This window comes from Ruegeria sp. BA12 (assembly GCF_056539625.1).
Map to the genome: position 1 here is coordinate 188,261 of NZ_JBQFVF010000001.1, position 25,786 is coordinate 214,046.

29 protein-coding genes, 1 other RNA gene and 1 pseudogene are annotated in these 25,786 nt (G+C 58.6%); 15 read left to right on the forward strand and 16 right to left on the reverse strand.

Going from position 1 to position 25,786, the window contains the following annotated elements; translation table 11 throughout:
- The 6 genes and pseudogenes from ACR0B0_RS00905 to ACR0B0_RS00930 all read right to left on the reverse strand — a co-directional run.
- Complete coding sequence (locus ACR0B0_RS00905; protein WP_480646063.1) at positions 1-1,089, reverse strand: TFIIB-type zinc finger domain-containing protein; 1,089 nt, start codon at positions 1,087-1,089, stop codon at positions 1-3.
- 35 nt (positions 1,090-1,124) lie between these two features.
- Positions 1,125-2,273, reverse strand: a complete 1,149-nt coding sequence (locus ACR0B0_RS00910; protein WP_480646065.1) for an SPFH domain-containing protein — start codon at positions 2,271-2,273, stop codon at positions 1,125-1,127.
- 22 nt (positions 2,274-2,295) lie between these two features.
- Positions 2,296-3,291 (reverse strand): DUF2927 domain-containing protein, encoded by a 996-nt coding sequence (locus tag ACR0B0_RS00915; RefSeq protein WP_480646067.1) that lies wholly within the window; start codon positions 3,289-3,291, stop codon positions 2,296-2,298.
- Positions 3,266-4,456: a toxic anion resistance protein gene (locus ACR0B0_RS00920; RefSeq protein ID WP_170347936.1), complete on the reverse strand. Its 1,191-nt coding sequence runs from the start codon at positions 4,454-4,456 to the stop codon at positions 3,266-3,268. Before ACR0B0_RS00920 ends, ACR0B0_RS00915 begins: the two co-directional genes overlap by 26 nt.
- 30 nt (positions 4,457-4,486) lie before the next feature.
- On the reverse strand, positions 4,487-5,401 hold the full coding sequence (locus ACR0B0_RS00925; RefSeq protein ID WP_170395538.1) for a 5-bromo-4-chloroindolyl phosphate hydrolysis family protein: 915 nt from the start codon (positions 5,399-5,401) through the stop codon (positions 4,487-4,489).
- Between the two features lie 177 nt (positions 5,402-5,578).
- Positions 5,579-6,385 (reverse strand): annotated as a pseudogene (locus ACR0B0_RS00930) (pseudouridine synthase); the annotation flags it as partial.
- Positions 6,386-6,446: 61 nt separating this feature from the next.
- Here ACR0B0_RS00930 and ACR0B0_RS00935 point away from each other — a divergent pair.
- On the forward strand, positions 6,447-6,908 hold the full coding sequence (locus tag ACR0B0_RS00935) for a nucleoside deaminase (RefSeq protein ID WP_170347939.1): 462 nt from the start codon (positions 6,447-6,449) through the stop codon (positions 6,906-6,908).
- Here the strand turns inward: ACR0B0_RS00935 and ACR0B0_RS00940 are convergent.
- Positions 6,898-7,590, reverse strand: coding sequence for a metal-dependent hydrolase (locus ACR0B0_RS00940; RefSeq protein ID WP_170395542.1), 693 nt, complete (start codon positions 7,588-7,590; stop codon positions 6,898-6,900). The genes ACR0B0_RS00935 and ACR0B0_RS00940 overlap by 11 nt on opposite strands.
- 59 nt (positions 7,591-7,649) lie before the next feature.
- Between ACR0B0_RS00940 and ACR0B0_RS00945 the strand changes: the two genes are divergently transcribed.
- Entirely contained in the window at positions 7,650-8,306 is a 657-nt protein-coding gene (locus tag ACR0B0_RS00945) for a ceramidase domain-containing protein (protein WP_170360414.1), read from the forward strand.
- Here ACR0B0_RS00945 and ACR0B0_RS00950 read toward each other — a convergent pair.
- Both ACR0B0_RS00950 and ACR0B0_RS00955 read right to left on the reverse strand, forming a co-directional pair.
- The gene (locus ACR0B0_RS00950) at positions 8,297-8,860 is read right to left on the reverse strand and encodes a DUF4202 domain-containing protein (protein WP_480646070.1); all 564 of its coding nucleotides are present in this window, start codon (positions 8,858-8,860) and stop codon (positions 8,297-8,299) included. The two genes, ACR0B0_RS00945 and ACR0B0_RS00950, sit on opposite strands and share 10 nt — an antisense overlap.
- A gap of 149 nt (positions 8,861-9,009) precedes the next feature.
- The gene (locus tag ACR0B0_RS00955) at positions 9,010-9,168 is read right to left on the reverse strand and encodes a hypothetical protein (protein ID WP_170347943.1); all 159 of its coding nucleotides are present in this window, start codon (positions 9,166-9,168) and stop codon (positions 9,010-9,012) included.
- Between the two features lie 228 nt (positions 9,169-9,396).
- Here ACR0B0_RS00955 and gatC point away from each other — a divergent pair, with 228 nt between their 5' ends.
- From gatC to rnpB, 5 genes are all read left to right on the forward strand, one after another.
- Entirely contained in the window at positions 9,397-9,684 is a 288-nt protein-coding gene (gene gatC / locus ACR0B0_RS00960) for an Asp-tRNA(Asn)/Glu-tRNA(Gln) amidotransferase subunit GatC (protein WP_058280141.1), read from the forward strand.
- Between the two features lie 3 nt (positions 9,685-9,687).
- Positions 9,688-11,175 carry an Asp-tRNA(Asn)/Glu-tRNA(Gln) amidotransferase subunit GatA gene (gatA, locus tag ACR0B0_RS00965; protein WP_480646072.1) on the forward strand — a complete coding sequence of 496 codons (1,488 nt, stop codon included), beginning with the start codon at positions 9,688-9,690 and terminating at the stop codon, positions 11,173-11,175.
- Between the two features lie 40 nt (positions 11,176-11,215).
- Positions 11,216-11,929 carry a hypothetical protein gene (locus ACR0B0_RS00970; RefSeq protein WP_170395549.1) on the forward strand — a complete coding sequence of 238 codons (714 nt, stop codon included), beginning with the start codon at positions 11,216-11,218 and terminating at the stop codon, positions 11,927-11,929.
- The gene (locus tag ACR0B0_RS00975; RefSeq protein WP_480646746.1) at positions 11,874-12,587 is read left to right on the forward strand and encodes an N-acetylmuramoyl-L-alanine amidase; all 714 of its coding nucleotides are present in this window, start codon (positions 11,874-11,876) and stop codon (positions 12,585-12,587) included. Before ACR0B0_RS00970 ends, ACR0B0_RS00975 begins: the two co-directional genes overlap by 56 nt.
- Before the next feature lie 44 nt (positions 12,588-12,631).
- Positions 12,632-13,047, forward strand: an RNA gene (gene rnpB, locus ACR0B0_RS00980) — RNase P RNA component class A.
- 9 nt (positions 13,048-13,056) lie between these two features.
- Here rnpB and ACR0B0_RS00985 read toward each other — a convergent pair.
- From ACR0B0_RS00985 to ACR0B0_RS00995, 3 genes are all read right to left on the reverse strand, one after another.
- On the reverse strand, positions 13,057-13,389 hold the full coding sequence (locus ACR0B0_RS00985) for a GYD domain-containing protein (protein WP_170347947.1): 333 nt from the start codon (positions 13,387-13,389) through the stop codon (positions 13,057-13,059).
- An 85-nt stretch (positions 13,390-13,474) separates the two neighbouring features.
- Positions 13,475-14,296, reverse strand: a complete 822-nt coding sequence (locus ACR0B0_RS00990; protein WP_480646074.1) for a DUF2182 domain-containing protein — start codon at positions 14,294-14,296, stop codon at positions 13,475-13,477.
- Between the two features lie 11 nt (positions 14,297-14,307).
- Complete coding sequence (locus ACR0B0_RS00995) at positions 14,308-14,943, reverse strand: DUF1326 domain-containing protein (RefSeq protein WP_170395555.1); 636 nt, start codon at positions 14,941-14,943, stop codon at positions 14,308-14,310.
- A gap of 280 nt (positions 14,944-15,223) precedes the next feature.
- Here ACR0B0_RS00995 and rpmG point away from each other — a divergent pair, with 280 nt between their 5' ends.
- Complete coding sequence (rpmG, locus tag ACR0B0_RS01000) at positions 15,224-15,391, forward strand: 50S ribosomal protein L33 (RefSeq protein WP_037309480.1); 168 nt, start codon at positions 15,224-15,226, stop codon at positions 15,389-15,391.
- A 207-nt stretch (positions 15,392-15,598) separates the two neighbouring features.
- The gene (locus ACR0B0_RS01005; protein WP_170347950.1) at positions 15,599-16,105 is read left to right on the forward strand and encodes a hypothetical protein; all 507 of its coding nucleotides are present in this window, start codon (positions 15,599-15,601) and stop codon (positions 16,103-16,105) included.
- Positions 16,106-16,272: 167 nt separating this feature from the next.
- Here the strand turns inward: ACR0B0_RS01005 and ACR0B0_RS01010 are convergent, their stop codons facing one another.
- Positions 16,273-17,052: a Bax inhibitor-1/YccA family protein gene (locus tag ACR0B0_RS01010; protein WP_170347951.1), complete on the reverse strand. Its 780-nt coding sequence runs from the start codon at positions 17,050-17,052 to the stop codon at positions 16,273-16,275.
- Between the two features lie 182 nt (positions 17,053-17,234).
- Positions 17,235-17,444, reverse strand: coding sequence for a DUF1127 domain-containing protein (locus ACR0B0_RS01015; RefSeq protein WP_170347952.1), 210 nt, complete (start codon positions 17,442-17,444; stop codon positions 17,235-17,237).
- Positions 17,445-17,571: 127 nt separating this feature from the next.
- On the opposite strand from ACR0B0_RS01015, the gene ACR0B0_RS01020 reads away from it, so the two are divergent.
- The gene (locus ACR0B0_RS01020) at positions 17,572-18,453 is read left to right on the forward strand and encodes a LysR family transcriptional regulator (protein ID WP_170347953.1); all 882 of its coding nucleotides are present in this window, start codon (positions 17,572-17,574) and stop codon (positions 18,451-18,453) included.
- On the opposite strand, the gene ACR0B0_RS01025 is transcribed toward ACR0B0_RS01020, so the two are convergent.
- Positions 18,450-19,406, reverse strand: a complete 957-nt coding sequence (locus ACR0B0_RS01025; RefSeq protein WP_480646076.1) for an NADPH:quinone oxidoreductase family protein — start codon at positions 19,404-19,406, stop codon at positions 18,450-18,452. The genes ACR0B0_RS01020 and ACR0B0_RS01025 overlap by 4 nt on opposite strands.
- A 338-nt stretch (positions 19,407-19,744) precedes the next feature.
- On the opposite strand from ACR0B0_RS01025, the gene ACR0B0_RS01030 reads away from it, so the two are divergent.
- From ACR0B0_RS01030 to ACR0B0_RS01040, 3 genes are all read left to right on the forward strand, one after another.
- Positions 19,745-20,116 carry a helix-turn-helix domain-containing protein gene (locus tag ACR0B0_RS01030; RefSeq protein WP_170347955.1) on the forward strand — a complete coding sequence of 124 codons (372 nt, stop codon included), beginning with the start codon at positions 19,745-19,747 and terminating at the stop codon, positions 20,114-20,116.
- A gap of 46 nt (positions 20,117-20,162) precedes the next feature.
- Complete coding sequence (hisN, locus tag ACR0B0_RS01035) at positions 20,163-20,954, forward strand: histidinol-phosphatase (protein WP_480646078.1); 792 nt, start codon at positions 20,163-20,165, stop codon at positions 20,952-20,954.
- A gap of 114 nt (positions 20,955-21,068) precedes the next feature.
- On the forward strand, positions 21,069-22,403 hold the full coding sequence (locus ACR0B0_RS01040; protein WP_480646079.1) for an 8-oxoguanine deaminase: 1,335 nt from the start codon (positions 21,069-21,071) through the stop codon (positions 22,401-22,403).
- On the opposite strand, the gene guaD is transcribed toward ACR0B0_RS01040, so the two are convergent.
- Positions 22,400-23,689: a guanine deaminase gene (gene guaD / locus ACR0B0_RS01045; RefSeq protein ID WP_480646081.1), complete on the reverse strand. Its 1,290-nt coding sequence runs from the start codon at positions 23,687-23,689 to the stop codon at positions 22,400-22,402. The genes ACR0B0_RS01040 and guaD overlap by 4 nt on opposite strands.
- Before the next feature lie 140 nt (positions 23,690-23,829).
- Here guaD and mgtE point away from each other — a divergent pair, with 140 nt between their 5' ends.
- Together mgtE and ACR0B0_RS01055 are read left to right on the forward strand one after the other, a co-directional pair.
- The gene (gene mgtE, locus ACR0B0_RS01050; RefSeq protein ID WP_170347958.1) at positions 23,830-25,224 is read left to right on the forward strand and encodes a magnesium transporter; all 1,395 of its coding nucleotides are present in this window, start codon (positions 23,830-23,832) and stop codon (positions 25,222-25,224) included.
- The gene (locus tag ACR0B0_RS01055; protein WP_170347959.1) at positions 25,221-25,784 is read left to right on the forward strand and encodes a 5-formyltetrahydrofolate cyclo-ligase; all 564 of its coding nucleotides are present in this window, start codon (positions 25,221-25,223) and stop codon (positions 25,782-25,784) included. Before mgtE ends, ACR0B0_RS01055 begins: the two co-directional genes overlap by 4 nt.
- The last annotated feature ends 2 nt before the right edge of the window (positions 25,785-25,786 follow it).

Genomic DNA, 25,786 nt, shown 5'->3' on the forward strand with positions numbered 1-25,786 from the left:
TCATTGTTGGCCGGTTGCCATCAGATACCCGACGCCTGCCGCCACAAGCAGGCCAAGTAAAACGGCAATGGTGATCTTGATGGCGGACCAGGGGCGCTCTCCCTGAACGCGGCCTGTGCGTCCGTTCACGACGAACCGATAGGTCTGCCCACGGTATTTGTAGGCCGCCATCCAGACCGGCAGCAGGATATGTTTGAAGGTCACGTTTCGCACATCGGTGTCAATCGCGTGTATCCGCTGACGGTCGCCACCGATATCAAAGCGCACGTCGCGTTCGATCACCCGCGCCATGTACCCGCGGGCCTCGGTGTAGCCCTCCTGCAGTTCCACAGTGTAGGCCTCGGCGCGGAATCCGGCCAGATATTCTGGCTGATAAGGTTCCAACGCCGGCAGGTCCCAGGGCTCCAATGCGTCGGTATAGCTTTTGGGCAAAGACTGTGATGCCAACACCAACACGTCGTCAAAGAATCGCGCGACCCGCCCGGATTTCGGAGACCACCGCACCTTGGGCACTTGCTGTTGTACGCGCTTTCCGTCGCGCATAACGGTGCGGGTCTCGTAATAAACAACGCCCCGCTCACCGCGATAGTTGGACGTGGTGTCCGCATCAAAGGTCCAATACGGCACATAGATGCCCTGCATTTTGCGACCTTTGCGGGCATATTCTTTCAACCCGTTGGGCGCGAACCAGAGCCGTCCCAGCCAATCCCCCATCGCCTTGTGCGCCGTGCGTTCATCCAGCGCAAAGGGTAGCACACCGCGCGGTTTGATATGCCGGTTGACGCCGGTATCCGTTACTACGGGTGTCGCGCAGAACGGGCATTCGGCGGCATGGGTGGCGGGGTCGAACTCGACCTGAGCCGCGCAATTGGGGCAGGACAGAACACGCGTTTCCTCGATCTCGCTGTCCGGAAGCTGTTCCGCGATGGCGGCGTTGAAATCCAGTTCTTTCAAACTGGCACCGCCCCAGGGGCCTGCGCCAATCGCTTCGGAATGCCCGCAATGGTCACAGGTCAGGCTGCCATCGCCGGGGTTGAATCGGTAGTCTGAGCCGCATTGCTCGCAGGGAAATCTGTGTTCTTCGTTCATCGTGTAGCCTTATTCTTACGCCGGTGACTGGCGCATTAGGCTCCAGGCGGTGGCGGCGGCAGGATGGTGAACAGCTGCGCCAGTTCCTGCACGTCTCCGGCCTTTTTCCAACCGTCCTGACCGGCGGTCCAGACATGGGTGTCGCGGGTGATCTCTCCGTCCGTTGCCATACGTCCCATCTTGGCTTTCGAGAACGGCCCACTGGTCTGCCCGTCCACCGCGATATGCCACACATGTTCGACCGGGGGCGGAGGCGGCGGTGCGGCATGTGCTGCCGGTTGCGGTGCAGCGGGGGCGGAACTGCCCCACGGGCCGCTGGGTTGACCCGCTGCCATATTCGACATCTGTTGCGCCATGGCCATTCCCATACCCATGCCAAGCCCGGCGCCCATGCTGCCGCCTTGACCGGAGTTGTTGGCCGCGGCTGTCATCGCCTCGGCGGCGGAATACTGAGTGAATTTGCCAAGATCGCCCGCCAACCCCATTGAGGTCCGTTTGTCCAAGGCCGCCTCAACTGCAGGCGGAAGTGAGATATTTTCAATGTAGAATTCCGGCATCTCCAGGCCGTAGCCATCCAGCACTGGGGAAACCTCGGCTGCAATCAGCTTGCCCAGATCGGCGGTGTTTGCGGCCATGTCCAGAACCGGAATGCCTGATCCGGCGATTACTCGGCTGAATTCTTGCACGATGATGTTGCGAATCTGAAAGCTGATCTCATCCATCGTGAATTCACCGTCGGTGCCCACGATCTCGATCAGGAACTTCGCGGCATCCTTTACCCGTACTGTATAAGTGCCAAAAGCCCGGATGCGCGTCGGGCCGAATTCGGGGTCCCGCAGCATGATCGGGTTTTTGGTGCCCCATTTCAGGTCATTGAACCGGGTCGTATTGACGAAATAGATCTCGGACTTGAAGGGCGACTGAAAGCCATGATCCCAGTGCTGCAAGGTCGTCATGATCGGCATATTGTTGGTCTCAAGCATATAGAGACCCGGCGTGAACACATCCGCCAACTGCCCTTCATGCACGAACACGGCGGCTTGACCTTCGCGCACCGTCAGTTTAGCGCCGTACTTGATTTCATGGCCCTCACGCTCGAACCGCCAGACCATCGTATCTCGGGTGTCGTCGACCCAGTGAATGACATCAATAAATTCTCCGGTCAGAAAATCGAAAATACCCATTTGGGGTCTCCTTTCCTTGGGCTCAGAGCTGCTGGCCCATCAATTCGCGTGCAATGATCCGCACCACGGGGCGGGCGTCATCCGCCGTCACCCCGGGCTGAAGGCGCGGGTCGTAAAGCATGGTCAGTAGTTTTTCGTCATGGCTGGTCAGCAGCGCAAACTCATCATCGTCGTTGAAAATCGAAGGCCGCGCTGCGGGGCTGTCGTTTGGAAGGCCAAGTCCCTGCGCAATTTCTTCGTGGATGCAACTCAACCGCAGCAGATTGGGTAGTTCTGCACGTATGTAAGCTACGGCACGGATTACGGTATTGGTGTCCTCTTGGCCGGAAAACGTAAAGACAAAACAATAAAACGGCCGGTCCAGCGTCCTCAGCAAATTCAACCTGTCGTCAGGGATACCCGGAACAAGTGATTTTAATCTATCCTGAGCGTAAGCCACGTCGTCCTGACCTGCTATGAAAACAAGAAAGTTCCCGTCACCATTTACACTTCGAACGTTGTGCCCGGTCGCTTTTTGCAGCCGTTTGGCATAGTTTTGAATGGTTTGCCGATCAGCTTCGCGGCTTTCCATAGAAACACTCGGACCAAACTCAGTCCTGATGCGGGTTGGGCTCTTCCAGCGATTTAACTTAATCTCGCTCGGGCCGCTGACAAATGCGGCGGATTTGCCGGAGTGTTCGTTGATGAAAGCAATTTTGCCAAAATTGCGGGCTAAATCATCAGCGTCATACGGTGTGTCAGGGCCTCCTCCGTCCGTTCGCAGCAAACCGCGGGTCAGCAGATCTCGCTCGACCCGCTGATAGAACCGGGCCAGGTCCTGACTGGCAGCGGATGGGGGGACATAGGCATTGGCGGCAGGCGCCAGTGCCTCTGGGCGCGGTTGCGGAACGACAGAGGATGTCAGCGTTTCATCGCAATTGACCAGAGCCAATAGCAATAGAAAGCCCATGACCGGCTTCAGATATCCCGAAAACCGCACCCTTCGCCCGCCGTCAACCCGGTACTGCCGTACCGGCATTGTCGCCAATACCATCCTTGCGGGCTTTGGCTGCGGCCAGCGTATCGCGCAGTTCGGCCTCCATCTTCTGAAGCTCTTGCTCGGCGGCGGCACGCTTGGCCTTGCCCTCGTCGGCAATGGCCAGACTTTCGTTGATGGTGCCGATAAGGTCGGCATTGGCTTGTTTGACCGCTTCGATATCGAACACGCCGCGTTCCATTTCCTCGCGGATCATCTTGTTCGATTCACGCAAGTTCGCAGCATTCGAAGTCAGCAATTCGTTGGTCAGGTCATTTGCATCGCGCACGGCCGAGGCGGCCTCGGCGCTGCGTTGGATGGTCACGGCTTGGGCCAGCTGGGTTTCCCACAGTGGTACAGTATTAACCAGCGTCGAATTGATCTTGGTCACCAACGACTTGTCGTTCTCCTGAACCAACCGGATCGAGGGCAACGATTGCATTGTCACCTGCCGCGTCAGTTTCAAGTCATGCACGCGGCGTTCCAGATCGTCCCGCGCAGCGCGCATGTCGCGCAGCTCCTGCGCTTTCATCACTTGTTGATCCTCGGGCGCAGCCTGAACCTCAGCCTCTTTTTCAGGGATATCCTGGCTGTCCAGTTCAGTCAGCTTTTCCTCACCCGCCGCGATATAAAGCGCCAGCTCATCGTAAAACCCAAGGGTCTTTTCATACAGCAAGTCCAGTGACTTGATATCTTTCAACAGCGTGTGTTCATGACCCAGCAAGTCGTCAGTGATCCTGTCGATCTGGCTCTGAACTTCTTCGTATTGTGCGGTAAACTTGGCGAAGGGCGCAGCTTTGCCGATCAGCTTTTCCCACCAGCTGCGTTCACGGCGCACATCCAGTTCACTGACCGAAAAGCCCCGGATCGAGGTGACGATATCGCGCAGGCTGTCACCAGCGGGCCCCACATCCTTGTTGCGCACATCTGCCAGCATGGCCTGGCTGATTTCCTGCAATTCTGCCTGAGCGGACGAACCGAATGATACGATCGAATTCGTGTTGCTCATATCCAGCTCGTCCATGCGTTTGCGGATTTCAGCGCCGACAGGGTCGTCTGCGTCTTCCAGCGAGATGACTTCGGCCGTGGGTTCAGGCAACGCAACGGCGGTCACTTCCTGTACCAGCGTTTCTGCTTCGACCGCCTTGTTCTTGATCTCATCGGACATGGAGTAATCCTTTCTCAAAAAATGGGCCGGTTAGTCCAACCGGACGCCTTCGCGCTGCAGCCGTTCGCGCAACACGTCAATTTCAACCGTCAGATCACTGCGGTCATCCAATAGCATCTTGCGGGTGCGGGCCGCGAAATTCTGTTCCAGATCGTCCAGCAGGGACGAATAGTCAGCCAATGCCTGCGCATCCCGCGTGCGTGCATAGACATCGGCAAACTTCACGGTCGCATCACGGGCACCCTGCAGGTAGACAGTCAGGTATTTGCGGGCACCGGCCAAATCGCGCGGGTCTTCTTCGACCGTGCGAAACAGATCGCGGGCGGTGTCCTGAAACCGTTCGACGCGCGCCTCGATCCGGCGGTCGCCCGCACGTTTGATGGCGTCGGTCATCTCTGTCAGATGGGTTTCGGCATCTTCAACCACACGGGCCACGCGGTCTTGCTGAAAGGTATCGATCCCTTCCATGCCCTTGTCTTTCATCGGGTCCAGACCGAAGGACACTGAATGCAGGACCGTTGCCACCACCCCGAACAGGATCGGGGCCAGCAGGCCGGCCTGAGCAGCAGTTTCGGCATCTAGGTATTCCGTCCGGTACGCGGCCACAGCGACACCAATACCGGTCAACACGCTAGCGAAAATCTTGCGTGGAAAGGCCGGGCGTCGCGCGGTGCGACGTGTGTTAAATTCGGCCTCGGCGCGCAACCCTTCGCGCAACAGAAAGGCAGCGGCGGTCAGCAGGCCAGCGGCGACCAGCCCAATCGTCATCCCGACTGCACCATCGTTCAGCGACAGAAACACCAGGGGAATGGCAGGCAGAAACAGGATATTGGCCCGCGCACCTGCCGGTTCGACGCGCGCGCCATGAAATTGCCCGCGCTGCGGTTGGTCGTCGTCAGAGCTGCCGCCTTCGGGGCTGAATTTTCCGCCATACCGCTTAGCCATGCGCTACAGGCCCCCCAGCACGCCGGAGCAAACACCAAACATCAGCACAAGAAGGGCCGCATAGGCCAGTTTTTGCACTCCGGTCCCTGACATGGCGTTCCCCCGTGGAATAGCTTACGGAAAATTTAGGCGATACGTGGGCTTGGCGCTAGGGGGAAGGTTGCTAAACCCGCGTCACTTGCGAGATTTCTTGCCGACCGGCGGTCGTTTTCGTTGCGGACGAGCAGGGCGTTTGGGTTTGGATTCGGGCTCAGCGTCCAGACCCAGTTGGTCGCGCATAACGCGGCGGCGGATCTCTTCAACCTCGCCGGGTTTCAGACTGCCCAGCTGGAACGGTCCGTAAGATACCCGTAGCAGGCGGTTCACGGCATAGCCGATATCCTCCATTGCGCGGCGAATCTCACGGTTCTTGCCTTCGCGCAGGCCGATGGTCAGCCATGCGTTTGCGCCTTGCTGGCGGTCCAGAGACACGTCCATCGGCAGAAAGCGTTCTCCGTCGATCACAAGCCCCCTGCGCAGCGGTGCAAAGTCTTCGTCCTTGGGGCGGCCATTCACACGAACGCGGTATTTGCGCAGCCAACCGGTCGAAGGCAGCTCAAGCTTGCGTTTGATGCCGCCGTCATTGGTCAGCAGCAGCAACCCTTCGGAATTCAGGTCCAGCCGCCCCACGCTCATGACGCGGGGCATGTCCTCGGGCAGGTTGTCGAAAATGGTGGCGCGGCCTTTTTCGTCGCGGGTCGTTGTCACCAGACCGGACGGCTTGTGATACAGCCACAGACGCGAGGGTTCAGGTTCCGACACAGGTTTGCCGTCGACGACGATCTTGTCTTTGGCGGTTACGTTTAGGGCTGGGCTATCAATAAGCTTACCATTCACTGCCACGCGGCCAGCTTCGATCATGCGTTCCGCTTCACGGCGCGAGGCAACGCCCGCGCGGGCCAGCACTTTGGCGATCCGGTCGCCGGGAGGAGGGGTTTTTGTCATCCGCAGCCCATAGCGCATCCCGCCCGCTTGCGAAAGACAGGTTTCTGATGCAGTCAGAGGCATGACGTTCAAATCACATATGGATAAGGCGTTGGTCGAGGCGCGCGCTGCGGCAGATCGCGGAGAGGTTCCGGTTGGGGCCGTAATTGTCGCGCCTGACGGCCGGATCGTGGCTGCGGCGGGCAACCGGACACGCGAAATGAACGACCCCACTGCCCATGCCGAGATTTTGGCCCTGCGCACAGCCTGCGCCGAGGCCGGGTCCGAACGGCTGCCGGATCACGACCTTTACGTCACGCTGGAACCCTGCGCCATGTGCGCGGCAGCTTTGGCCGCGGCGCGTATCCGGCGCATTTATTATGGGGCTGCCGATCCGAAATCTGGCGGTGTGGCCCATGGAGCGCGGGTTTTCACCCACACACAGGCGCACCATGTCCCCGAGATTTACGATGGCATCGCGGCCCAAGAAGCCGCCGATCTTCTGAGAGCCTTCTTCGCTGCACGCCGTGATATTAAAGAGTGATAGGTTTCATCAACTCAGGTTCGATCACGTCCACCCCCGGCAACCCATCAATCAGCGCCTGAGCAGACTGTTCCAGAATTGGGAAAGTTTTGTAGTGACAGGGAATCACCGTCTTGAAGTTGAAATACCGTCTGGCCGCATAGGCCGTGCCCTTCATGTCCATGGTGAAATGTCCGCCTGCTGACAGGATGCCGATGTCGGGTTTGTAGTAATCGCCCATCCACTCCATATCCGCCATGATGTCGGTGTCCCCTGACACGTAAAGCATGTGATCTTCCGAGGCGATCATGAAGCCGACCTCGCTGCCTCCGGTCCGCAGGCCGTCCGGCGTTGAAAAGGTCGAGCTGTGCGAGGCAGGCACCATGGATACCTTGACCCCGTTCAAATCCACTGTGCCGCCTTTGTTGAAGCCGACGGTTTCCAGCCCTTCGGTCTCGCTCCAATACCCCATCAGGTCGTATTGGCCGACCACGGGAACCTTCAGATGCTTGGCCAGCGACACCACGTCTGCGACGTGATCGAAATGTGTGTGCGTCAGCAGAATGTGCGTCGCACCATCCAGCGCTTTGTCATGGTGGTCCTCGGACAACACCGGGTTACCGGTCAGCCACGGGTCGATCAACAGCACCTGCCCACCGGTTTCAATACGGAAACTACCGTGGCCCAGCCAGATGATATTCATTAAAAAATCCTCCTGATCATACTGTTGGCATCAACCTAGCATCGGCTATGTAAAAGTGCATGGACTGGTTTCAGGAAATTGACGGCTATTGCGAGCGTCTGTCGCCCGCCTATTGGGCCGAGCCGATCAACGCTGTGACAAACGCGGCGTTTCTGATCGCGGCGTTTGTTATGTGGCGGCGCGTTCAGGGGCGGGGGATGCCGCTGGCAATGGCGCTTGTGGTCATTCTGGCCACCATCGGTGTTGGCAGTTTTCTGTTCCATACCCATGCGCAGACCTGGGCGGCCATGGCGGATGTCGTGCCGATCCTGCTGTACATTCTGGTCTATATCTTTGCCATCAACCGGGATGTCTGGCGGTTTAGACCGATGATCGCTGCAATCTTGACGGCCCTGTTCATACCTTACGCGGCGCTGACCGTGCCCGTGTTCCAACTTGTTCCGGGGCTGGGCGGATCAGCGGCTTACGCTCCGGTTCCGCTGCTGATCCTGATTTATGCATTCCTGCTGCGCAATCGGGCGCCGGATACAGCGCAGGGACTGGCCATCGGGGCGGTGATCCTTATCGTCTCGATTGCATTTCGTGCGCTCGATGACCCCATTTGTGCGCAGGTGCCGCTGGGCACGCATTTTATGTGGCACATCCTGAACGCCACCATGCTGGGATGGATGATCGAGGTCTATCGTAGGCATCTGGCGCGCGTGTCTCAGACCTGAAACGCGGCGGCCAGATGTTCCGGGAGGTTAAATTCGGACAGCACCCGCGTCCGTCCGTCGCCTGACATCTTGCGCGCGGTTTTCTCCACAATGCGTTGAATTTTCTCGGCCGAGTGTTTTTCCGCGAAAGGCGCGAAATACCACTTGAGGAAAACGAAACAGATGACGTCTTCTAGCGCCTGAACCTCGTCATCGCGCTTGATGCCCTGTTTGCGCAGCATGCGACCGGCGGATTCGGCCTCGTCTTTGCTGTATCCAGCTTGCTCCATCAGCCCCATGACAATCTCGGCGTGATGTTCAGCCTGTGCCTTGCGCCAGGTCAGGTATCCGGTTCGGCCTTCAGGGTATTCGCTGCGAGCCAGCTTCCAGCGTTCCACATGCTGACCGCGTGCCGCGATCTGCAATGGGTCCGACGCGTCTGGAAACAGCCGGTCCAACTCGGCGCTCATCCTCTGGCCGTACAGCAGGGCAGCGGGTTGGCCATCTTCGATTGTGGGGTCTTGCCTGTTGGCCGCATCTATTGCGTCCAGAACCGCTTGCTTGCGTGCGCTCATCTTCCGCTCCGTTGGGTTTCGCCGGATTTACGATGCAATCCGACCGGTTAGTTCGCACCATCGTAGCGGTTGGTTTCATCGGATGCAGCAGTCAATTGCACCCTGGCCGGGCCAGTCGGGGGGATTCTGGCCCGGCGGCAAAAGGCACCTTATTTGCCGACTTTGGCGCTATCCTGTGTCACCGTCTCGGGCGAGGGGGTCGGGAACGAGACGTCGGGGATCAGGGTTTGCGTCGTAGGGCCGAAGGCCATGGCGGGGGTGCTCAGAATGGTTGCGGTCAAAAGGGCTGTGGTAATGAAGGTTTTCATTTTCTTTCTCCGGTTTCTGGCTGTGCCATGGATCATGAGGTGAACAGTTTGGTTCACTTTTTCAAGTCGAAAACTGAACTAATTGGTTTACTTTTGCGTATACTGGTTATTCAGTTTTGAATGGCTGGACGCGCCGACGACGGAAACAGCGTCACATCCGCTCTTCGGCGGACTTGCGACCCGGGCATCAGACGGGTAAATGCCCCCTAACGCATATGAGGTTTTCCGATGTCGATTGACCAAAGCACCGCCGCCAAGGTGGCCAAACTGGCCCGGATCAAGGTCGAGGATGACGCGCTACCCGCGCTGGCATCCGAGTTCAACACAATCCTTGGGTTCATCGAGCAACTGAATGAGGTCGATGTCGAAGGCGTCGAGCCGATGGTCTCGGTCGAGCCGATGCGCCTTAAACGTCGCGAGGATGTGGTCACCGACGGCAATCAGCAGGCCAAGGTTCTGGCCAATGCCCCCGACGCACGCGAAGGCTTTTTCGCAGTCCCCAAAGTGGTGGAGTAAGACATGAGCGATCTGAACAAACTTGGCCTGGCCGAGGCCCGCGACGCGCTGCGTAAGGGTGATGTGACCTCGGTCGAGCTGACCGAATCCTGCCTTAAGGCTATTGATGACGCGGACGCGCTGAACGCTTTTGTCCATAAAACGCCCGAGATTGCGTTGGAACGCGCCAAAGCGGCGGATGAGCGGATCAAGGGTGGCGACGCGCCGTCAATGTGTGGTCTACCGATTGGTATCAAGGACCTGTTCTGCACCAAGGGCGTGCCTTCGCAGGCCGCGTCAAAGATTCTGGATGGCTTCAAGCCTGAATACGAATCCACCGTGTCGCAGCAACTGGCCGATGCGGGTGCCGTGATGCTGGGCAAGCTGAACATGGACGAATTCGCCATGGGTTCGTCCAACGAAACCTCGGTTTATGGCAACGCGGTCAGCCCGTGGCGTCGCGGTAATGATGACGCGAAGCTGACACCGGGTGGCTCGTCGGGCGGGTCCGCTTCGGCTGTTGCAGCCGACCTGTGCCTGGCCGCAACAGGCACCGATACAGGCGGCTCGATTCGTCAGCCTGCCGCCTTTGTTGGCATTACCGGTATCAAGCCGACTTATGGTCGTTGTTCGCGCTGGGGTATCGTGGCCTTTGCATCCTCGCTGGATCAGGCCGGTCCGATGACCAAGAACGTACGTGATGCGGCGATCATGTTGGAAACCATGTGCGGCCACGACGCCAAGGATTCGACAAGCGCCGAATTGGCCGTTCCGAATTTCGAGGCGATGCTGACGGGTGACATCAAAGGCAAGAAAATCGGTATCCCAAAAGAGTACCGCATGGATGGCATGCCCGCCGAGATCGAAAAGCTGTGGTCTGAAGGGGCCGAAATGCTGAAAGCGGCAGGGGCCGAGATCGTCGATATCTCGCTGCCGCACACCAAATACGCGCTGCCTGCGTACTACGTGATCGCACCGGCTGAGGCCTCGTCGAACCTCGCGCGCTATGACGGTGTCCGCTATGGCCGCCGCGCGCAGTTGGCGCACGGCGACGGCATCACCGAGATGTACGAAAAGACCCGCGCCGAAGGGTTTGGTCACGAAGTGCAGCGCCGCGTCATGGTCGGTACATATGTGCTGTCCGCAGGTTTCTACGACGCTTACTATAATCGCGCGCGTCGCGTCCGCACCCTGATCAAGAAAGACTTCGAAGATGTCTTCGCCGCAGGTGTCGACGCGATCCTGACCCCGGCAACGCCGTCGGCCGCTTTTGGCCTGGGTGAAATGACCGAGGCGGACCCGGTTCAGATGTATCTGAACGACGTCTTTACGGTGACAGTGAACCTGGCCGGTTTGCCGGGCATCTCTGTGCCTGCCGGTCTGGACAAACAGGGCCTGCCGCTGGGTCTGCAGCTGATTGGTCGCCCGTGGGAAGAGGGCGATCTGCTGAACACGGCCTATGCGCTGGAAAACGCCGCCGGGTTTGTGGCCAAGCCTGGCAAATGGTGGTAATCCTCAAGTCAGGCAAGACAACGCAAGACGGAGCAGCTGGATGCGCTTTACGCTTCTGATCCCCGCAATCGGGTTCGTGGCCGCCTGTAATTCGGTGGCCCCGATAGGTGGCACGGATTTCAACACCCCCACCTATCAGGCACAGCGTGAGGCCCAGTTGGCGGGGCAGGGATATACTGGTAACCCGCTGCTTGGTCCGCCCGACGTGTCAGAACAGCAGCTGGGCGCGCCTGGCACAGTAGCCCCGTTGCCAACCGGCGAAAATGCCGACATCGCTTCGGCGACTGCGGCTGCGCTGGCTGGCACCTCAGGGCAAGGCGCGATCACTCCGGCACCGTCGCCCGTCGAAGACCCCATCAACAACGCGATTTCCGATGAGCAGGATTTTGGAGCGGTCTCTGACCGTCGCACCATCGAATCCGACGCTGCATTGATCGAACAGAACCGTCAGACCTATGAGGTGGTCGCGCCCACCGCCGTTCCGGAGCGTGGAACAGACGGCCAGCCAAATATCGTGCAATACGCGCTGAACACGTCGAACCCGGTCGGGACCCAGCTATACAGCCGTGCAGGTCTGAACCTGCAAGCCAAGGCGCAGCGCAATTGCGCCCGCTTTCCATCCCCGGATCAGGCTCAGATTGAGTTCCTGTCCAACGGTGGCCCGCAACGCGACCGCAAGGGACTTGACCCGGATGGCGATGGCTATGCCTGTGGCTGGGACCCCAGCCCGTTCCGCAGTGCCGTCAATAACTGAGCCACTGACGCCTAACTGGCACCCGTCCCCTAACTTTGGCGAACGCAGGGATGGGCTGACCCCGTCGCTGATCGTGCTGCACTATACCGCGATGGACAGCGCAACCGAGGCGCTGGACCGGCTGTGCGACCCTGTCCATGAAGTATCCGCGCATTACCTGATCGGTGGGGATGGTACACTCTGGCAGATGGTTCGCGAGGAGGATCGGGCCTGGCATGCCGGGGCGGGTGAGTGGCATGGCCAGAGCGATATCAATTCCCGTTCGATCGGAATTGAACTGGACAACACCGGCGCGCACCCTTTTTCCGAGCTGCAGTTGGACGTTTTGGAAACCCTGTTACACCAGATCATGAACCGGTGGGCTATCCCCCCTGAACATGTAATTGGCCATTCCGACATGGCACCGGGCCGTAAGTCCGATCCCGGTCCGCGCTTCCCTTGGCAGCGACTGGAACACATGGCCCTTGCCGGAAAGCGCTCTCAACACGACCCTGGCAAAACCCCTTTAAATACGTTCAATGCGTTGGCGCGCGCAGCGGGTTACTCGGCGGAGACGGACCATGACACGCTTCTGGCCGCGGTACGCCTCAGATATCGTCCATGGGGTGACGGCCCGTTGGAACCAGCTGACCTTATACCCTTGATAAAGAAAACCTGATCGGCACTTGACGCCGCCGTACCCAAAGCATACCCACACCCCGCGCGGAGGGACGGATGGCCGCTGGGGCGTATGCCCGAGAGGAAAGTCCGGACTCCACAAGACAACGGTGCCGGGTAACGCCCGGGCGGGGCAACCCGACGGAAAGCGCCACAGAAATCAGACCGCCGCACCATTGCAGAGGTTCGCCTCAGGCAATACGCGGTAAGGGTGAAACGGTGGGGTAAGAGCCCACCGCGCCGCTGGCAACAGCGGCGGCACGGCAAGCCCCACCGGGAGCAATGCCAAATAGGGTCCTCGCGCGGGCCGGTCGGCGTCAGCCGATACCGCCGCTAAGCGCGTCTTGGCCGAGAAGGACCGGGTTGGCAGCTTGAGCCGCGCAGCAATGCACGGCCTAGAGGAATGGTCATCGAAGGGGGTAACCCTGGAACAAGATCCGGCTTACAGGCCCTCCGCGCGTAGATCCCGATTAACGGCCCGGCGCCTTGTAGGCTCCGGTCAGTTTTGCGGCTTTTTTGGTCACAGCGACAAAGTCCTTTGCCTTCCATGCGCGCACGGTTTCAACTTTTGACACCGCGCCTGATGCTGCAACGGCCATGCCTATAGCAACTGCATCCGTGCTTTCCGGCAATTCGCTGACAACCACCACGTCATTGTCGCCAGAGGTCATGTAAAACGCCACCAGCTTACCGCCGGCTTTTTTCAGCAATGCCCTGACCGCGCCCGAACGGTCCACGGGTTTCTTGAGCATTCCCTTAACGCCTTCCGGCGAATAGGACGCGTAGGTGATAAAAATAGGCATGACTACCTCCTGTCAAAAAAGTTAATGCAGAACCCGAAATTTGGCCGGTCCTTCAGCCCTTATGAACGTTTCAGCCTGTCGCGATCTATGAGATTGCGATCAGCCAAACGCCCACGACGATCAACGCAACACCAGTGAGCGGAACGAACCACCGCACCCGCGGCATCAGCTTTTCCAACGCGACATAAACGGCAATCCCCACAATCCAATAAAGGTTCATCACACCGCCCACGAACAGCAGCAACATCAACGCCCAGCAACATCCCAGGCAAAACGCACCATGCAGCGCGCCGGTACGAAACGCGCCATAGGCACCGGGCCTGTTGTGGTCGGCCAGGAATTGGGCGGGGCTGCGGCAGTGGCGCAGACAAGCGGTTTTCAAGCTGGACAACTGGTACAAACCGGCAGCGACCAGTACGCATCCGGCAAAAAATTTCGAGTGGATCGTCATCATCGGCCCATCGGACAGTCCGACGCTTTCCATCGCCCATTGCGCCCCGGTTGCAATGATGCTGAACACCGCCCAGGCAACCAGATAGCCCGTCAAAAAAAGCAGGCTGAGACGCGACGCCCGCAACTTGTCCGGCCCCATTCGTTTGATCGCCGTATACAACAGAACGGTGGGGGCAGCGCTGGGGGTCATCATGGCAATCATCATGACCCACCACATCAGGAAAATCAGAACGGCGTAGATCGGCGTCCAGCGTGTTTCAGTCGCCATATTCATCGGCTCGCCAATCGGGCCAGCCATTCGGGTCATGTCGATGGCGGACATGTTCATACCGATGCCCGCAATCGTGTACCAGGACGCGCCCAGAATGATCAGCAGAACGCAGAACACAACGATGCCGCTGTCGCGCCGCAGCACCCGATCTACGACTCCGGGACGGGGAGGGGACGTGCTCATGTTAGCCTCCGCTATGCGCCGAGGACTCCGTGGCCTGAGATGTTGAGATGCGCCAAATGCGCGTGTGTTGCGTCAAAGGTTAGACTGATCGCGCCGCCCGTTGTCTTGGCGGTCCCCGAGGCTGCCTCGGCGTGGCGATACTCGAACCCGTTGGGCAATTGTATCGAGGCACGATGCGGCATGCCCGAGACGATATGCGGGATCGGGCTGACCTCTACATCGAAGATACCCGAAACTTTGGCGTATCCAGCACGCTCATTCCGATCCCATTTCAGTTCGATCGGGGCATACAGTGTTTCATGTTTTGTCGGGGCCATGGCGCTATAGACGTACCACATGGTCGCCATTTCGTCGGTGTCTTCACCTTTCATGATGGCCTCAATAGCGGCGCGCTGGTCGGCGCTGGCGGCCTCGTCAATGATCAGCTGCATCTGGCCATTGCCCTCGTGAATGGGGCCGGGCCAGTGGTACACGCCAGCCGCGCGCACCCCGGCCAGATCGGTGTCGCCATAGTTCCCGGACTCGATATCGAACACGACAACAGCCTCGCAATTGCCATGGCTTGGAAGGACGCTGAACTGACACGGGCAACCAAAGTTGCAATTGCAATTGGCCAATTCTTCACCCTGAAGTTTCCATTCCGTCATGATAGCCCCCCAAAAACATGCTTAAAACCTCTGCTCGCAGAGGGTTTCGCCTGTTGCTGCCGTTTCGAAATACGAGCCTGTCGTCGGCTTCTTTGTGGGATAGAACGGCGGGACCTTATCACAGAACCGTGATCGCGCCAAACCGGGGCAGGGTGCGACAACAGGAATTGTGCGCGTTGTGCGCGGAATCTGGTTGACTCGGCTGCGCGACCGAGTAAAAGCGCACGCTCATAGGAATTCAACCGAAAGGCCCCTGCCTTTCCGGACGCAGGAGATAACCATGGCGAAGCCGACGACAATCAAGATCCGTCTGAACTCGACCGCGGGCACGGGCCACTTCTACGTGACCAAGAAAAACGCGCGCACCATGACCGAGAAAATGACCATTCGTAAATACGATCCGGTCGTTCGGAAACATGTCGAGTACAAGGAAGGCAAGATTAAGTAATCTGCCGTCCAGCTTGGACAGTTTTTAAAGGGTTCTGCCGCGGCAGGACCCTTTTTCTTTGCGCATATTCCGATGGGATCGCGCTTGTGGCGTTTCGCGCCGTTGCAACGAAGCATCAGCGATTGGGGCAATCGGATCGTCGACGGGTTGCTTTTTTTGACGTCTTACTCATACGCTTCAACAACTCGTTCCAAAATGTTGGCCGTCATGAAAAAAATCTTGTTTTCCTCTACGATCATTCTGGCCCTAGCGGCCTGTGAAGATCCCTATAACCGCGAAGGCATCGGATTCACGGGTATCGATGGTGAACCGCGCTCGCTTTCGGATGTACCCGGTGCAGTGGGCATCCTTCCGCCTGCAACGAATGTGCCGGCTGAACTGGCTGTTCTGCCTGCCGTGGCCGTCACGACGGATGAGACTGAGGCAGAGAAAGTTGCCCGAGTTGCAATTGAAAATGGTGGACGCAGCGATACGGACTCGGTGGTTCTGACCGGGCAGGACACCAATCTGTTCCTCAGCACCGTCAATGTGAACGGCACCCTCTATGGTGTTCTGCGCACCCCGAACAACAGCACGCGCGTCGATAATCAGATCGGTGCCAACTTTGGTCGCAACGCGGAACAGTTTACCGGCTGTCTGCCTGCGGGTGACGTTTACCGCAAGGGCTCTTCCGACAGCAGCTCGGGTTTTGCGGTGCCGCTGAACTGCAGCTAAGACCCCGTTCTTTCGATCTTCCAAGGCCTCGCCATTTGAGCGGGGCCTTTGTCTTTTTGGGGTACCGGTCGAAGTGTCAACCGGGCTGTGAAACGGCTAAATAGGCAAAAGAAAAGGGCGGGTCGTTTTGGACCCGCCCTGTTTAATTGGTGCAGTGTTGAAGCGCGTTATTCTTGCTGCCCCATGAACATCAGCAGGAACTGGAACATGTTCAGGAACGAGATGTACAGGCTCAGCGCGCCGTCAATAGCGGCTTTGTTCAGCCACTCCTGATCACCATGGGTTGCGTGCGCAATGTAGGTGTTCTTGATGTCTTGGGTGTAGAACGCGGTCAGACCAGCAAAGATCAATACACCAATGGCCGAGATTGCGAACATCATTGCAGGCGATTGCAGGAAGATGTTGATGACCATCGCCACCAGCAGGCCGATCAAGCCCATCATCAAGAACGTGCCCATGCCGCTCAAGTTTCGCTTGGTGGTGTAGCCAAAGAGGCTCAGGCCAGCAAAGGCAATCGAGGTCACGATAAACGTCTGTGCGATCGAGTAGGGGGTGTAGATCATGAACACCGAGCTCATCGACACGCCCATTACGGCGGCGAAGACGAAGAAGCCCAGCTGTACGGCTGCAGCCGATCCGCGCCGCATAAGTGCGCCCCATCCGAAGATTAGGAAAGCCAGAGGCGAGAAGATCACAACCCATTTCAGCGGCGACATGAATAGTGCCCCACCCAGGCTGGTCAGATAACGGTCAGCGCCGATCTGGGCCACTGCGTTGGTCGGATCAGACGTCACAGCAAGACCGGCAATCGCCCATGCGGCGAGCGCCGTGATCAGCATGCCCACAGACATCGTGCCGTAGACTTTGTTCATATGGGCGCGCAGGCCCTCGTCAATCTGGGCAGCGCGCGTACCGGCAGCCGTCCGGATCGTGTCAAATTGTGCCATTAAAGGGTCTCCCTTCACATAATTCTTTTCGCGGTCCGAAACCCGGACCCCGTTCCCAGCAAATATCGGCAACTGCGGGCCGTGTTTCAAGAGTTTAGAGTGGGAAACCGGTTAAAACATGCAACAAAATGGCGACCTGCGTCTGCGGGCCGCCATTCAGTAGGAAAACATGAGTGTCAGGGTCATTTTTGCCAGAATTCCGGTGCATCCCAGAAGGGGCGAGCGGCTTCGGCATCGGCCTGTTCGCGGGTGATTCCGATATCTTCTAGTGCTCGCGCATCCAATCTGGCAAGCGTGCAACGCTGGCGACGCAGCGAGAACGCATCCAACAACATGGTCAGGCCAAAACGACGACGGGGCGGGCAAGGTCTGTGAATTGCAATTTGGGTCATAATGTATGTCCTTTCATCGATCCTAGATGAGTTTTCGATCTCTCATCAAGTTCCTTGATTTATATGGCGCACTATGACACATTTTAAAAATGAATGTTTTTGAAGTGATACATAAGGATTCGTGAACATGCGGAATTTGGACATTACGACATTGCGATCGTTTGTGGCGGTGGCGGATCAGGGTGGAGTGACACGTGCCGCCGGGTTCCTGCACCTGACGCAATCCGCCGTTTCAATGCAGCTGAAGCGTCTGGAAGAGCTGCTGGGACTGGAACTGCTGGATCGCAGTGGCCGAACCATCGCGCTGACAGCGTCCGGAGAACAACTGTTGGCTTATGCCCGCCGGATGATTGCGTTGAACGATGAGGTGATCTCGAAACTCACTGACCAAGCCTTTGAGGGTGAAGTCGTTCTGGGTGTGCCGCATGACATCGTTTACCCGGCTATTCCGCGTGTCCTGCAGCGGTTCAACGTGGATTTCCCGCGGGTGCGGGTGCAGTTGATTTCTTCGTACACGATGCAGTTGAAGGAAATGTTCAAACGCGGCGAATGCGATTTGATCCTCACAACTGAGGCAAGTGCGGGCGAGGGGGGCGAAATCATCGCCGAATTGCCGTTGCGCTGGATCGGGGCGCCGGGTGGGTCGGCGTGGCGCAAGCGGCCGATCCCAATAGCGCTTGGCCGTCGCTGCATGTTCCGGCCACAGGTCATCGCGGCATTGGATGAGGCTGGCATCCCGTGGGAGCTGTCGGTTGAAACCGAAAATGATCGCACCATCGAGGCGACCGTTGCCGCTGACTTGGCCGTCCACGCCATGCTCGACGGAACCGAGGCTGCGCATTTGGTTCAAATCGATGATGGCGGTGTATTGCCTGAGCTGCCCGAACATATGATCAACCTGTACGGAGGCGATACCGGACGCGGGCCGTTGGTTGAGGCACTTGCAGCTTTGGTTCGACAGAATTTCCGCATGCTCGGCAGTGCGCCCTTGAAGGCTGTGGTCGGTTAGGGCGTAATCACGACCTTGCCGGTTGCCGCACGGTCGCGCAACAATTGCAGGCCTTTCTCGGTATCCGACAGGGGCAGCACGTGGCTGATATGCGGCTTGATCCGCCCTTCGGCACACCACCGAAACAGCGTGTCAAAACTGTCCTGAACGATCTGCGGCCGAAAGGTCAGATAGCCACCGATGTAAAAGCCGATCACCGTCAGGTTCTTAACCAGCAGATGATTGGCCGGAATCTGCGGCACATCTCCGCCTGCAAAACCGATAGGCAGCATGCGGCCTTCGGGGTTGGTGGCGCGAAAGGCGGCTTTGAACACGTCGCCGCCAACGGCGTCATACACCACGTCCGCTCCGCCCAGTTCCTTTACACGCGCGCGTAAATCCTCGGACGCATCAATCAGGTGATCCGCCCCCGCTGCCTGAGCGACCGCCAGTTTGTCTGCGCCGCGCGCCTGCGCAATTACGGTTGCCCCCATCAGCTTGCCGATTTCGACGGCGGTCAGCCCAACACCGCCAGCCGCGCCAGTGACCAGCAGGGTTTCTCCGGGTTGTAATTGGGCGCGGTGATCCAGGGCGATGTGACTGGTGCCATAAGCGATCTGAATCGCGGCGGCATCCTCAAAGCTGACCGAATCGGGCAGGGGAATTGCGCGTTCAGCGTCAAACACCCCGAATTCTGCCAGGCCGCCCTGACCTGAATAGATCGCAATGCGATCACCGGTGCTCAGATGCGAAACGCCGGGACCTGTTGTTTCGACCACGCCAGCGATTTCCATTCCTTGTGTGAACGGCGCGGGCGGCGTGTCCTGGTACGTTCCCTTCTGCATCAGCAGATCGGCAAAGTTCAGACCGCATGCCTTGATCGCGACACGGACCTGGCCTTCTTGTGGGGTCGGCACGTCAATGTCGCAAAGCTGGGCGGCGGCGTCCGTAGATGAAATTCTATAGGCCAGCATGGTCGGGCTCCTGTGGTTTGGCGCATAGGTTCGTGCTGACCGGGGAATGTCAATCGCTTACCCGGCGGGGCGGAAAGGACTGTGTGGATGACGTCTCAGGCTTGCCGACGGTAACTGCGTGTGCGGGATCGAAAGGGCACAACCTTAGTCCTGTGCATGGTGAAACAGATTCAACCTTCTTGAAAAAAAACCCAAAAAGAGCAATATTGTCCCAGGTGCTGATTTGGGGGGCATGTTCCTGATTAGGGAGTGGTTAAGGGCGGCTCGCTAGTGTTGCGGTAGTACATGCATGTCGCACACCCGAATTAGTTGTGTGTGTAGGTAAGAGGAGAATACCAATGACCCATCACGTCGATGTCCATGTGGGCAAACGCGTCAGGCATCGCCGCTGGCTGATTGGCATGACCCAACAGCAGTTGGCGCAGCAGGTTGGTATTAAGTTTCAACAGATTCAGAAATACGAGACCGGGGCCAACCGGATCAGCGCGTCGCGCCTTTGGGACATTGCCGAGGCATTGGATGTTCCCGTCAGCTTTTTCTTTGAAGGTCTGGAAGAATCTGAAAAGGAAACAGCCGGCAAAAAATCGGTTCCGGCCGATCTGATGGGGGACAAGGAAGCTCTGGATCTGGTGCGCTCTTACTATGCGATTCCGGAAAACCAGCGCCGCCGCTTGTTCGAACTTGCCCGCGTCCTGAGCGACGTCGCCTGAGAGAACCGGGGTTGACTCTGGCACGTGTGATCCGCACGGGTAGCGCATGCAAGAGACAACTTTAAGTGATCTGGATGTAGCCGAAGAAATGGCCGACGCGGCGCGCGCGGCCATTCTTCCGTTTTTTAGACAATCAAATATTGAGACGTCGAACAAGCTGGTCGACGGCTTTGATCCGGTCACGGTCGCGGATCGGAACGCGGAAAAGGCCATGCGCGAGGTTCTGGCCAAGCACCGCCCCGATGACAGCATTTTCGGCGAGGAGTTCGGCCAGACGCAGGGCAGTTCCGGCCGGACGTGGGTGTTGGACCCAATCGATGGCACCCGCGGTTTTATCAGCGGCACACCGACATGGGGCGTGCTGATCGCGCTGAGCAACCAGAACGGGCCGTTCTTGGGCGTCATTGATCAGCCCTATATCGGCGAACGTTTCCTTGGATCAGCGGATGTTGCACAGGCGACTGGGCCGACCGGAACTATGCCGCTGAAATCTCGCAAAACCTCCAGTCTGGATCAGGCCATTCTGTTCACGACCTTCCCCGAGGTCGGCACCCCTGAAGAACGCGCCGGGTTCGAGGCTGTGGCCCAACAGGTGCAACTGACCCGGTATGGCATGGATTGCTACGCTTACGCTTTGCTGGCGGCGGGGCAGGTCGATCTGGTGATCGAAGCGGGCCTGAATGCTTATGATGTTCAAGCCCCCATTGCGGTGATCGAGGCCGCAGGTGGTATCGTGACAGATTGGCAAGGTGGTCCAGCCCATGAGGGCGGACGGGTGTTGGCTGCGGCAAATGCCGAATTACATGCGGCGGCGCTAAAGCTTCTGCGCAACTACTGAAACAGCTTGTCGGGTTAAGGCTGGTCAGGTAATCTCTGCCCGGCTGGTTCTTATGCCCGTTTTCCGCCAGCCCATACCTTCTTGCACGAAACGGGCGGATGCAAGGAGGGCGACATGACCGAAATCCTGATCAAGAACGCAGACACCATCCTGACGATGGATGACACACGCCGCGAGCTTTCCGGCGCGGATATCCTGATCCGCGGTGGACAGATCGACCAGATCGGCCACGGACTGCAAACAACCGGAAGGGTGCATGACGCCACAGGATGTGTCGTCACGCCGGGTCTGGTGAATACCCATCACCACCTTTACCAAAGCCTTACCCGTGCGGTGCCCGGTGGGCAGGATGCGCTGTTGTTTGGTTGGCTTAAGACGCTGTATCCCATCTGGTCCCGCTTTGGGCCCGAAGAAATGTTTGTCTCGGCCCAGATCGGGTTGGCCGAGCTGGCGCTGTCAGGGTGTACACTCAGTTCCGACCACCTTTACCTGTACCCCAACGGTGCCCGGCTGGATGACACGATTGCTGCCGCCGCCGAGATCGGAATGCGATTCCATCCGACGCGCGGTGCGATGAGTATCGGGGAAAGCGACGGAGGTCTGCCGCCCGACGCCTTGGTCGAAAAAGAGCAAGCGATTCTGGACGACATGATCCGTGTGGTCGATACGTTTCATGACCCGTCTGAGGGCGCAATGTGCCGTGTAGGGCTTGCACCGTGTTCGCCATTTTCCGTCAGCCGTGACCTGATGCGCGATGCTGCGCTTCTCGCTAGGAACAAGGGCGTTATGCTGCATACTCATCTGGCGGAAAATGACGAGGACATCGCCTATTCGCAGGCCCAGTTTGGCTGCCGTCCGGGCCAATATGCCGAGGATTTGGGCTGGACCGGCACGGACGTCTGGCACGCCCATTGCGTCAAACTGGATGGGGTGGAAATAGACCTGTTCGCCAAAACACAAACCGGCGTCGCGCATTGCCCCTGTTCCAATTGTCGGCTGGGTTCGGGCATCGCGCCGGTGCGCGAGATGCGGGATCACGGCGTGCCTGTTGGACTGGGCGTGGATGGTTCAGCGAGCAATGACATTGGCAACATGATCCTCGAGGCGCGTCAGGCCATGCTGTTGCAACGGGTAGCCAACGGCGCGGATGCCATGTCGTCGCGCGAAGTTCTAGAGATTGCGACACGCGGTGGTGCAGATGTGCTGAACCGTCCTGATTGCGGACGTCTGGAGCCCGGAAAACGCGCTGACATCGCGATTTGGGACACAAGCTGTATCGAAAGCGCCGGCAGTTGGGACCCGGCGGCTTTGCTGTTGGCCGGACCGGTGAAGGTCAAGCACCTGTTCGTCGAGGGCCGCCAGATCGTGTGTGACGGGCATGTCACCAGTTTGGACATGCCCCGCGTGATCGAGCGGCAGAACCAGCTGGCCCGCGCCCTGCAAGTCTAGTTGGAAACGCGTTGACCGGCGATCCAGACCTCTGCGATCGCCCGGTCATCGCCCATCATGATGGTGGGAAAGATGGCCTCCCACAGGTTCTCGGCGCAGGCTTCGCGCTGGGCAATGGCGGGGGTCGAGGCGAGGTCGAGCACGATCAGATCAGCCTCCATCCCCGGTGCAACGTTGCCGATGCAATCGTCCATCCGCAGCGTGCGTGCTGAGCCAACCGTGCTTAGCCACAAAAGTTGCGCGGCGTGCAGCGGCGCCCCGCGCAGTTGTCCGATTTCATAAGCTGCTGCCATCGTTCGCAGCATCGAAAAACTGGACCCGCCGCCGGTGTCCGTCGCCAACCCGACGCGATGGCCGTCACGCATCAACCCCGCCATATCGAACAAGCCAGAGCCGATGAATGTGTTCGAGGTCGGGCAGTGGATTAGCGCCGCGTCGACCTCGCGCAGGCGATCGCGTTCGCGTGCTTCAAGATGGATAACGTGGCCATACAGGCCGTTCGACCCTAATAGGCCAAATTTTTCATAGGTATCCAAATAATCGCGTGCCTCGGGGAATAGCTCGCGGACCCAGGCGATCTCATCGGTTTGTTCGCTCAGGTGTGTTTGCATCAGGCAATGCGGGTAATCGGCCCAGAGCGCGCCCATGGCTTCCAGTTGTTCCGGCGTGGACGTGGGCGAAAAACGTGGGGTGATGGCATAAGACAGGCGATCTATGCCGTGCCAATTCTCAAGCAGCTTCTGGGACTGATCAAAACCCGTTTGCGCCGTGTCCCGCAGCCCCTCGGGCGCATTGCGGTCCATGCAGGTTTTGCCCGCCACAACCCGTTGGTTGCGCTTTTGCGCGGCGGTAAAAAATGCATCAACGCTTTCGGGGTGAATGGTGCAGAAACTGCACATGGTCGTGGTTCCATGCGCAGCTGTCAGGTCAAGATAGCGGTTGGCGATTTCAGAGGCATAGACCGGGTCGCTGAACTTCATCTCTTCGGGGAAGGTATAGGTGTTTAGCCAGTCGATCAGACGTTTGCCCCAACTGGCGATCATTGCGGTTTGGGGATAGTGGACATGCGCATCGACGAAACCTGCCATGATCACGTTCTGGCCGTGATCCACAACGTTGGCCTCGGGGTTGTCGGCGCGCAGGCTTTCGGCATCCCCAACAGCAGATATTCGGTCGTCTTCAACCAGAACGGCCCCGCTGATTTTCACGGCCTCGGTCGGATCTCCTTCAAAAGGGGAACCCGTAAAGCTCAGAACACGACCTTTCAGCAGCGTTTTTTGCGCCATTTTCATCCATCTCCGCCTGAATAGGACTGTGAAACAGCATAGGCGGGCGAAACTTGCCGGTAAATCGGCGCATTGTCATTGTTTTCCGGTAGCTGCTTCTTCTAATTAGGGGGCAATGAGCGCGCGAAACGGGGGCAGACATGACAACAGGCTTTGATGAACCCGTAACCGAGTCCACAAGTGACGAAGACGTCTATGCGCTGGATCGCAAGACTGTGGCGGATATCCTGTACGCGGTCGAAGTGGATGATCGCGACAAACTGATCGAGCTGATGGATCCGCTGCACGCTGCGGACATCGCCGACCTTCTGGAACAGATCAGCCCTCAGGAACGCGCCCAACTGATCCGTCTGTACGACAAGGAATTCGACGGCGATATCTTGTCGGAACTGGATGAGGCCGTTCGTGAAGAGGTTATCGAGGTTCTGCGCCCGGACGTTCTGGCCGACGCTGTACGGGACATGGAAAGCGACGATGTTGTCGACCTTCTGGAAGACCTCGAAGAACCGCAGCAAGAGGCCATCCTTGACGCGCTGGAGGATTCCGAACGGATCGCGGCTGAGCAGGCGCTATCCTACCCCGAAAACTCGGCCGGCCGCCTTATGCAGCGCGAGGTTGTCATGGCCCCCGAACATTGGACCGTTGGGCAGGCCATCGACTTCATGCGGGCCAATGACGACCTGCCGGAACAGTTCTATCACGTTGTTTTGGTCGATCCCCGGTTGAAGCCGGTAGCGCAGGTCATGCTGGGCAAGCTGATGGCCGCTCGGCGTGAGGTGCCGCTGCACGACATCGCCGAAGAAGAGTTCCACACTATTCCTGTCGATCAGGACGAAGAGGACGTGGCATATGCGTTCAACCAGTATCACCTGATCTCGTCGCCCGTGGTCGATGCAGACGGGCGACTGGTCGGTGTGATCACCATCGACGACGCGATGGTTGTTCTGGATGAGGAATACGAAGAGGACATGCTGCACCTTGCGGGTGTCAGCAACGAAAGTTCGCTGTCCGACAGCGTTGCCGCGACCAGTAAGCGGCGTCTGCCTTGGCTGGCGGTGAACCTGTGTACGGCGATTTGCGCCTCGCTGGTGATTTCCCAGTTCGAGGCGGCGATTGATCAGTTGGTGGCGCTGGCCATTCTGATGCCGATCGTGGCGTCGATGGGCGGCAATGCGGGCACTCAATCGCTGACAGTTGCGGTGCGGGCTTTGGCGACGCGCGACCTTACGGGGTCGAACGTATTGCGCGTGATCCGGCGGGAACTGCTGGTGGGGATGTTGAACGGCCTGTGTTTCGCCATCGTTTTGGGAACCGTAGGGATGATGTGGTTCGATTCTGCGATGCTGGGTGTCGTGATCGGCGCTGCCTTGGTCGTGAATATGATCATCGCTGGGTTCATCGGTACGGTAGTACCTGTGGTGCTGGACCGATTGGGCGCTGACCCGGCGCTTGCCTCCGGCACCTTCGTGACGACCACAACGGATGTCATGGGGTTCTTCCTGTTCCTTGGGCTTGCCAGCGTGGTGCTACTGTGACCGATCTGACCGAAATCAAAGCCGCTGCGCGCAAGGCGGCTTTTGCACGCCGCAAGGTTGCTTTTGACACCCGCCTGCCCGGTGCTGCGGGGCGCTTGTCCGAGGTTCTGGCCGGACACCGTGGCGTGCCTCTGTCCGGTTATATGCCGATCCGTACCGAGATTGATCCAGTGGCGGCGATGGCAGAAGCATCGGCCTATGGTCCGGTTGGTGTGCCGGTCATTCAGGCTGCCGGTCAGCCACTAAAGTTTTCGCGCTGGACGCCTGAAGGCACGCTGAAGGACGGCCCGTTTGGGGCCAAGGTGCCCGAGGTCGACGATTACTTCGACCCCGAAATTCTGATTGTCCCATTGGTTGCTTTCGATGCGCTGGGCGGGCGGCTGGGCTATGGCGGCGGTTTTTACGACCGCACGTTGCAGGGTCTGCGTGCCAAGCGCCCGACACTGGCCATTGGCTTTGCCTTTGACGCGCAAGAGGCCAAAGAGCTGCCGTTAGAGCCCACGGATCAACCGCTGGATATGGTGATTACCGAAAGCCGGGTTCTGACGTTCTCGGGCTGATC

Coding starts and splice junctions, on each gene's coding strand:
- ACR0B0_RS00905 (WP_480646063.1), bottom strand. CDS start 1,089: ATGAACGAAGAACACAGATTTCCCTGCGAGCAATGCGGCTCAGACTAC.
- ACR0B0_RS00910 (WP_480646065.1), bottom strand. CDS start 2,273: ATGGGTATTTTCGATTTTCTGACCGGAGAATTTATTGATGTCATTCAC.
- ACR0B0_RS00915 (WP_480646067.1), bottom strand. CDS start 3,291: ATGCCGGTACGGCAGTACCGGGTTGACGGCGGGCGAAGGGTGCGGTTT.
- ACR0B0_RS00920 (WP_170347936.1), bottom strand. CDS start 4,456: ATGTCCGATGAGATCAAGAACAAGGCGGTCGAAGCAGAAACGCTGGTA.
- ACR0B0_RS00925 (WP_170395538.1), bottom strand. CDS start 5,401: ATGGCTAAGCGGTATGGCGGAAAATTCAGCCCCGAAGGCGGCAGCTCT.
- ACR0B0_RS00935 (WP_170347939.1), top strand. CDS start 6,447: ATGACGTTCAAATCACATATGGATAAGGCGTTGGTCGAGGCGCGCGCT.
- ACR0B0_RS00940 (WP_170395542.1), bottom strand. CDS start 7,590: ATGAATATCATCTGGCTGGGCCACGGTAGTTTCCGTATTGAAACCGGT.
- ACR0B0_RS00945 (WP_170360414.1), top strand. CDS start 7,650: ATGGACTGGTTTCAGGAAATTGACGGCTATTGCGAGCGTCTGTCGCCC.
- ACR0B0_RS00950 (WP_480646070.1), bottom strand. CDS start 8,860: ATGAGCGCACGCAAGCAAGCGGTTCTGGACGCAATAGATGCGGCCAAC.
- ACR0B0_RS00955 (WP_170347943.1), bottom strand. CDS start 9,168: ATGAAAACCTTCATTACCACAGCCCTTTTGACCGCAACCATTCTGAGC.
- gatC (WP_058280141.1), top strand. CDS start 9,397: ATGTCGATTGACCAAAGCACCGCCGCCAAGGTGGCCAAACTGGCCCGG.
- gatA (WP_480646072.1), top strand. CDS start 9,688: ATGAGCGATCTGAACAAACTTGGCCTGGCCGAGGCCCGCGACGCGCTG.
- ACR0B0_RS00970 (WP_170395549.1), top strand. CDS start 11,216: ATGCGCTTTACGCTTCTGATCCCCGCAATCGGGTTCGTGGCCGCCTGT.
- ACR0B0_RS00975 (WP_480646746.1), top strand. CDS start 11,874: ATGGCTATGCCTGTGGCTGGGACCCCAGCCCGTTCCGCAGTGCCGTCA.
- ACR0B0_RS00985 (WP_170347947.1), bottom strand. CDS start 13,389: ATGCCTATTTTTATCACCTACGCGTCCTATTCGCCGGAAGGCGTTAAG.
- ACR0B0_RS00990 (WP_480646074.1), bottom strand. CDS start 14,296: ATGAGCACGTCCCCTCCCCGTCCCGGAGTCGTAGATCGGGTGCTGCGG.
- ACR0B0_RS00995 (WP_170395555.1), bottom strand. CDS start 14,943: ATGACGGAATGGAAACTTCAGGGTGAAGAATTGGCCAATTGCAATTGC.
- rpmG (WP_037309480.1), top strand. CDS start 15,224: ATGGCGAAGCCGACGACAATCAAGATCCGTCTGAACTCGACCGCGGGC.
- ACR0B0_RS01005 (WP_170347950.1), top strand. CDS start 15,599: ATGAAAAAAATCTTGTTTTCCTCTACGATCATTCTGGCCCTAGCGGCC.
- ACR0B0_RS01010 (WP_170347951.1), bottom strand. CDS start 17,052: ATGGCACAATTTGACACGATCCGGACGGCTGCCGGTACGCGCGCTGCC.
- ACR0B0_RS01015 (WP_170347952.1), bottom strand. CDS start 17,444: ATGACCCAAATTGCAATTCACAGACCTTGCCCGCCCCGTCGTCGTTTT.
- ACR0B0_RS01020 (WP_170347953.1), top strand. CDS start 17,572: ATGCGGAATTTGGACATTACGACATTGCGATCGTTTGTGGCGGTGGCG.
- ACR0B0_RS01025 (WP_480646076.1), bottom strand. CDS start 19,406: ATGCTGGCCTATAGAATTTCATCTACGGACGCCGCCGCCCAGCTTTGC.
- ACR0B0_RS01030 (WP_170347955.1), top strand. CDS start 19,745: ATGACCCATCACGTCGATGTCCATGTGGGCAAACGCGTCAGGCATCGC.
- hisN (WP_480646078.1), top strand. CDS start 20,163: ATGCAAGAGACAACTTTAAGTGATCTGGATGTAGCCGAAGAAATGGCC.
- ACR0B0_RS01040 (WP_480646079.1), top strand. CDS start 21,069: ATGACCGAAATCCTGATCAAGAACGCAGACACCATCCTGACGATGGAT.
- guaD (WP_480646081.1), bottom strand. CDS start 23,689: ATGGCGCAAAAAACGCTGCTGAAAGGTCGTGTTCTGAGCTTTACGGGT.
- mgtE (WP_170347958.1), top strand. CDS start 23,830: ATGACAACAGGCTTTGATGAACCCGTAACCGAGTCCACAAGTGACGAA.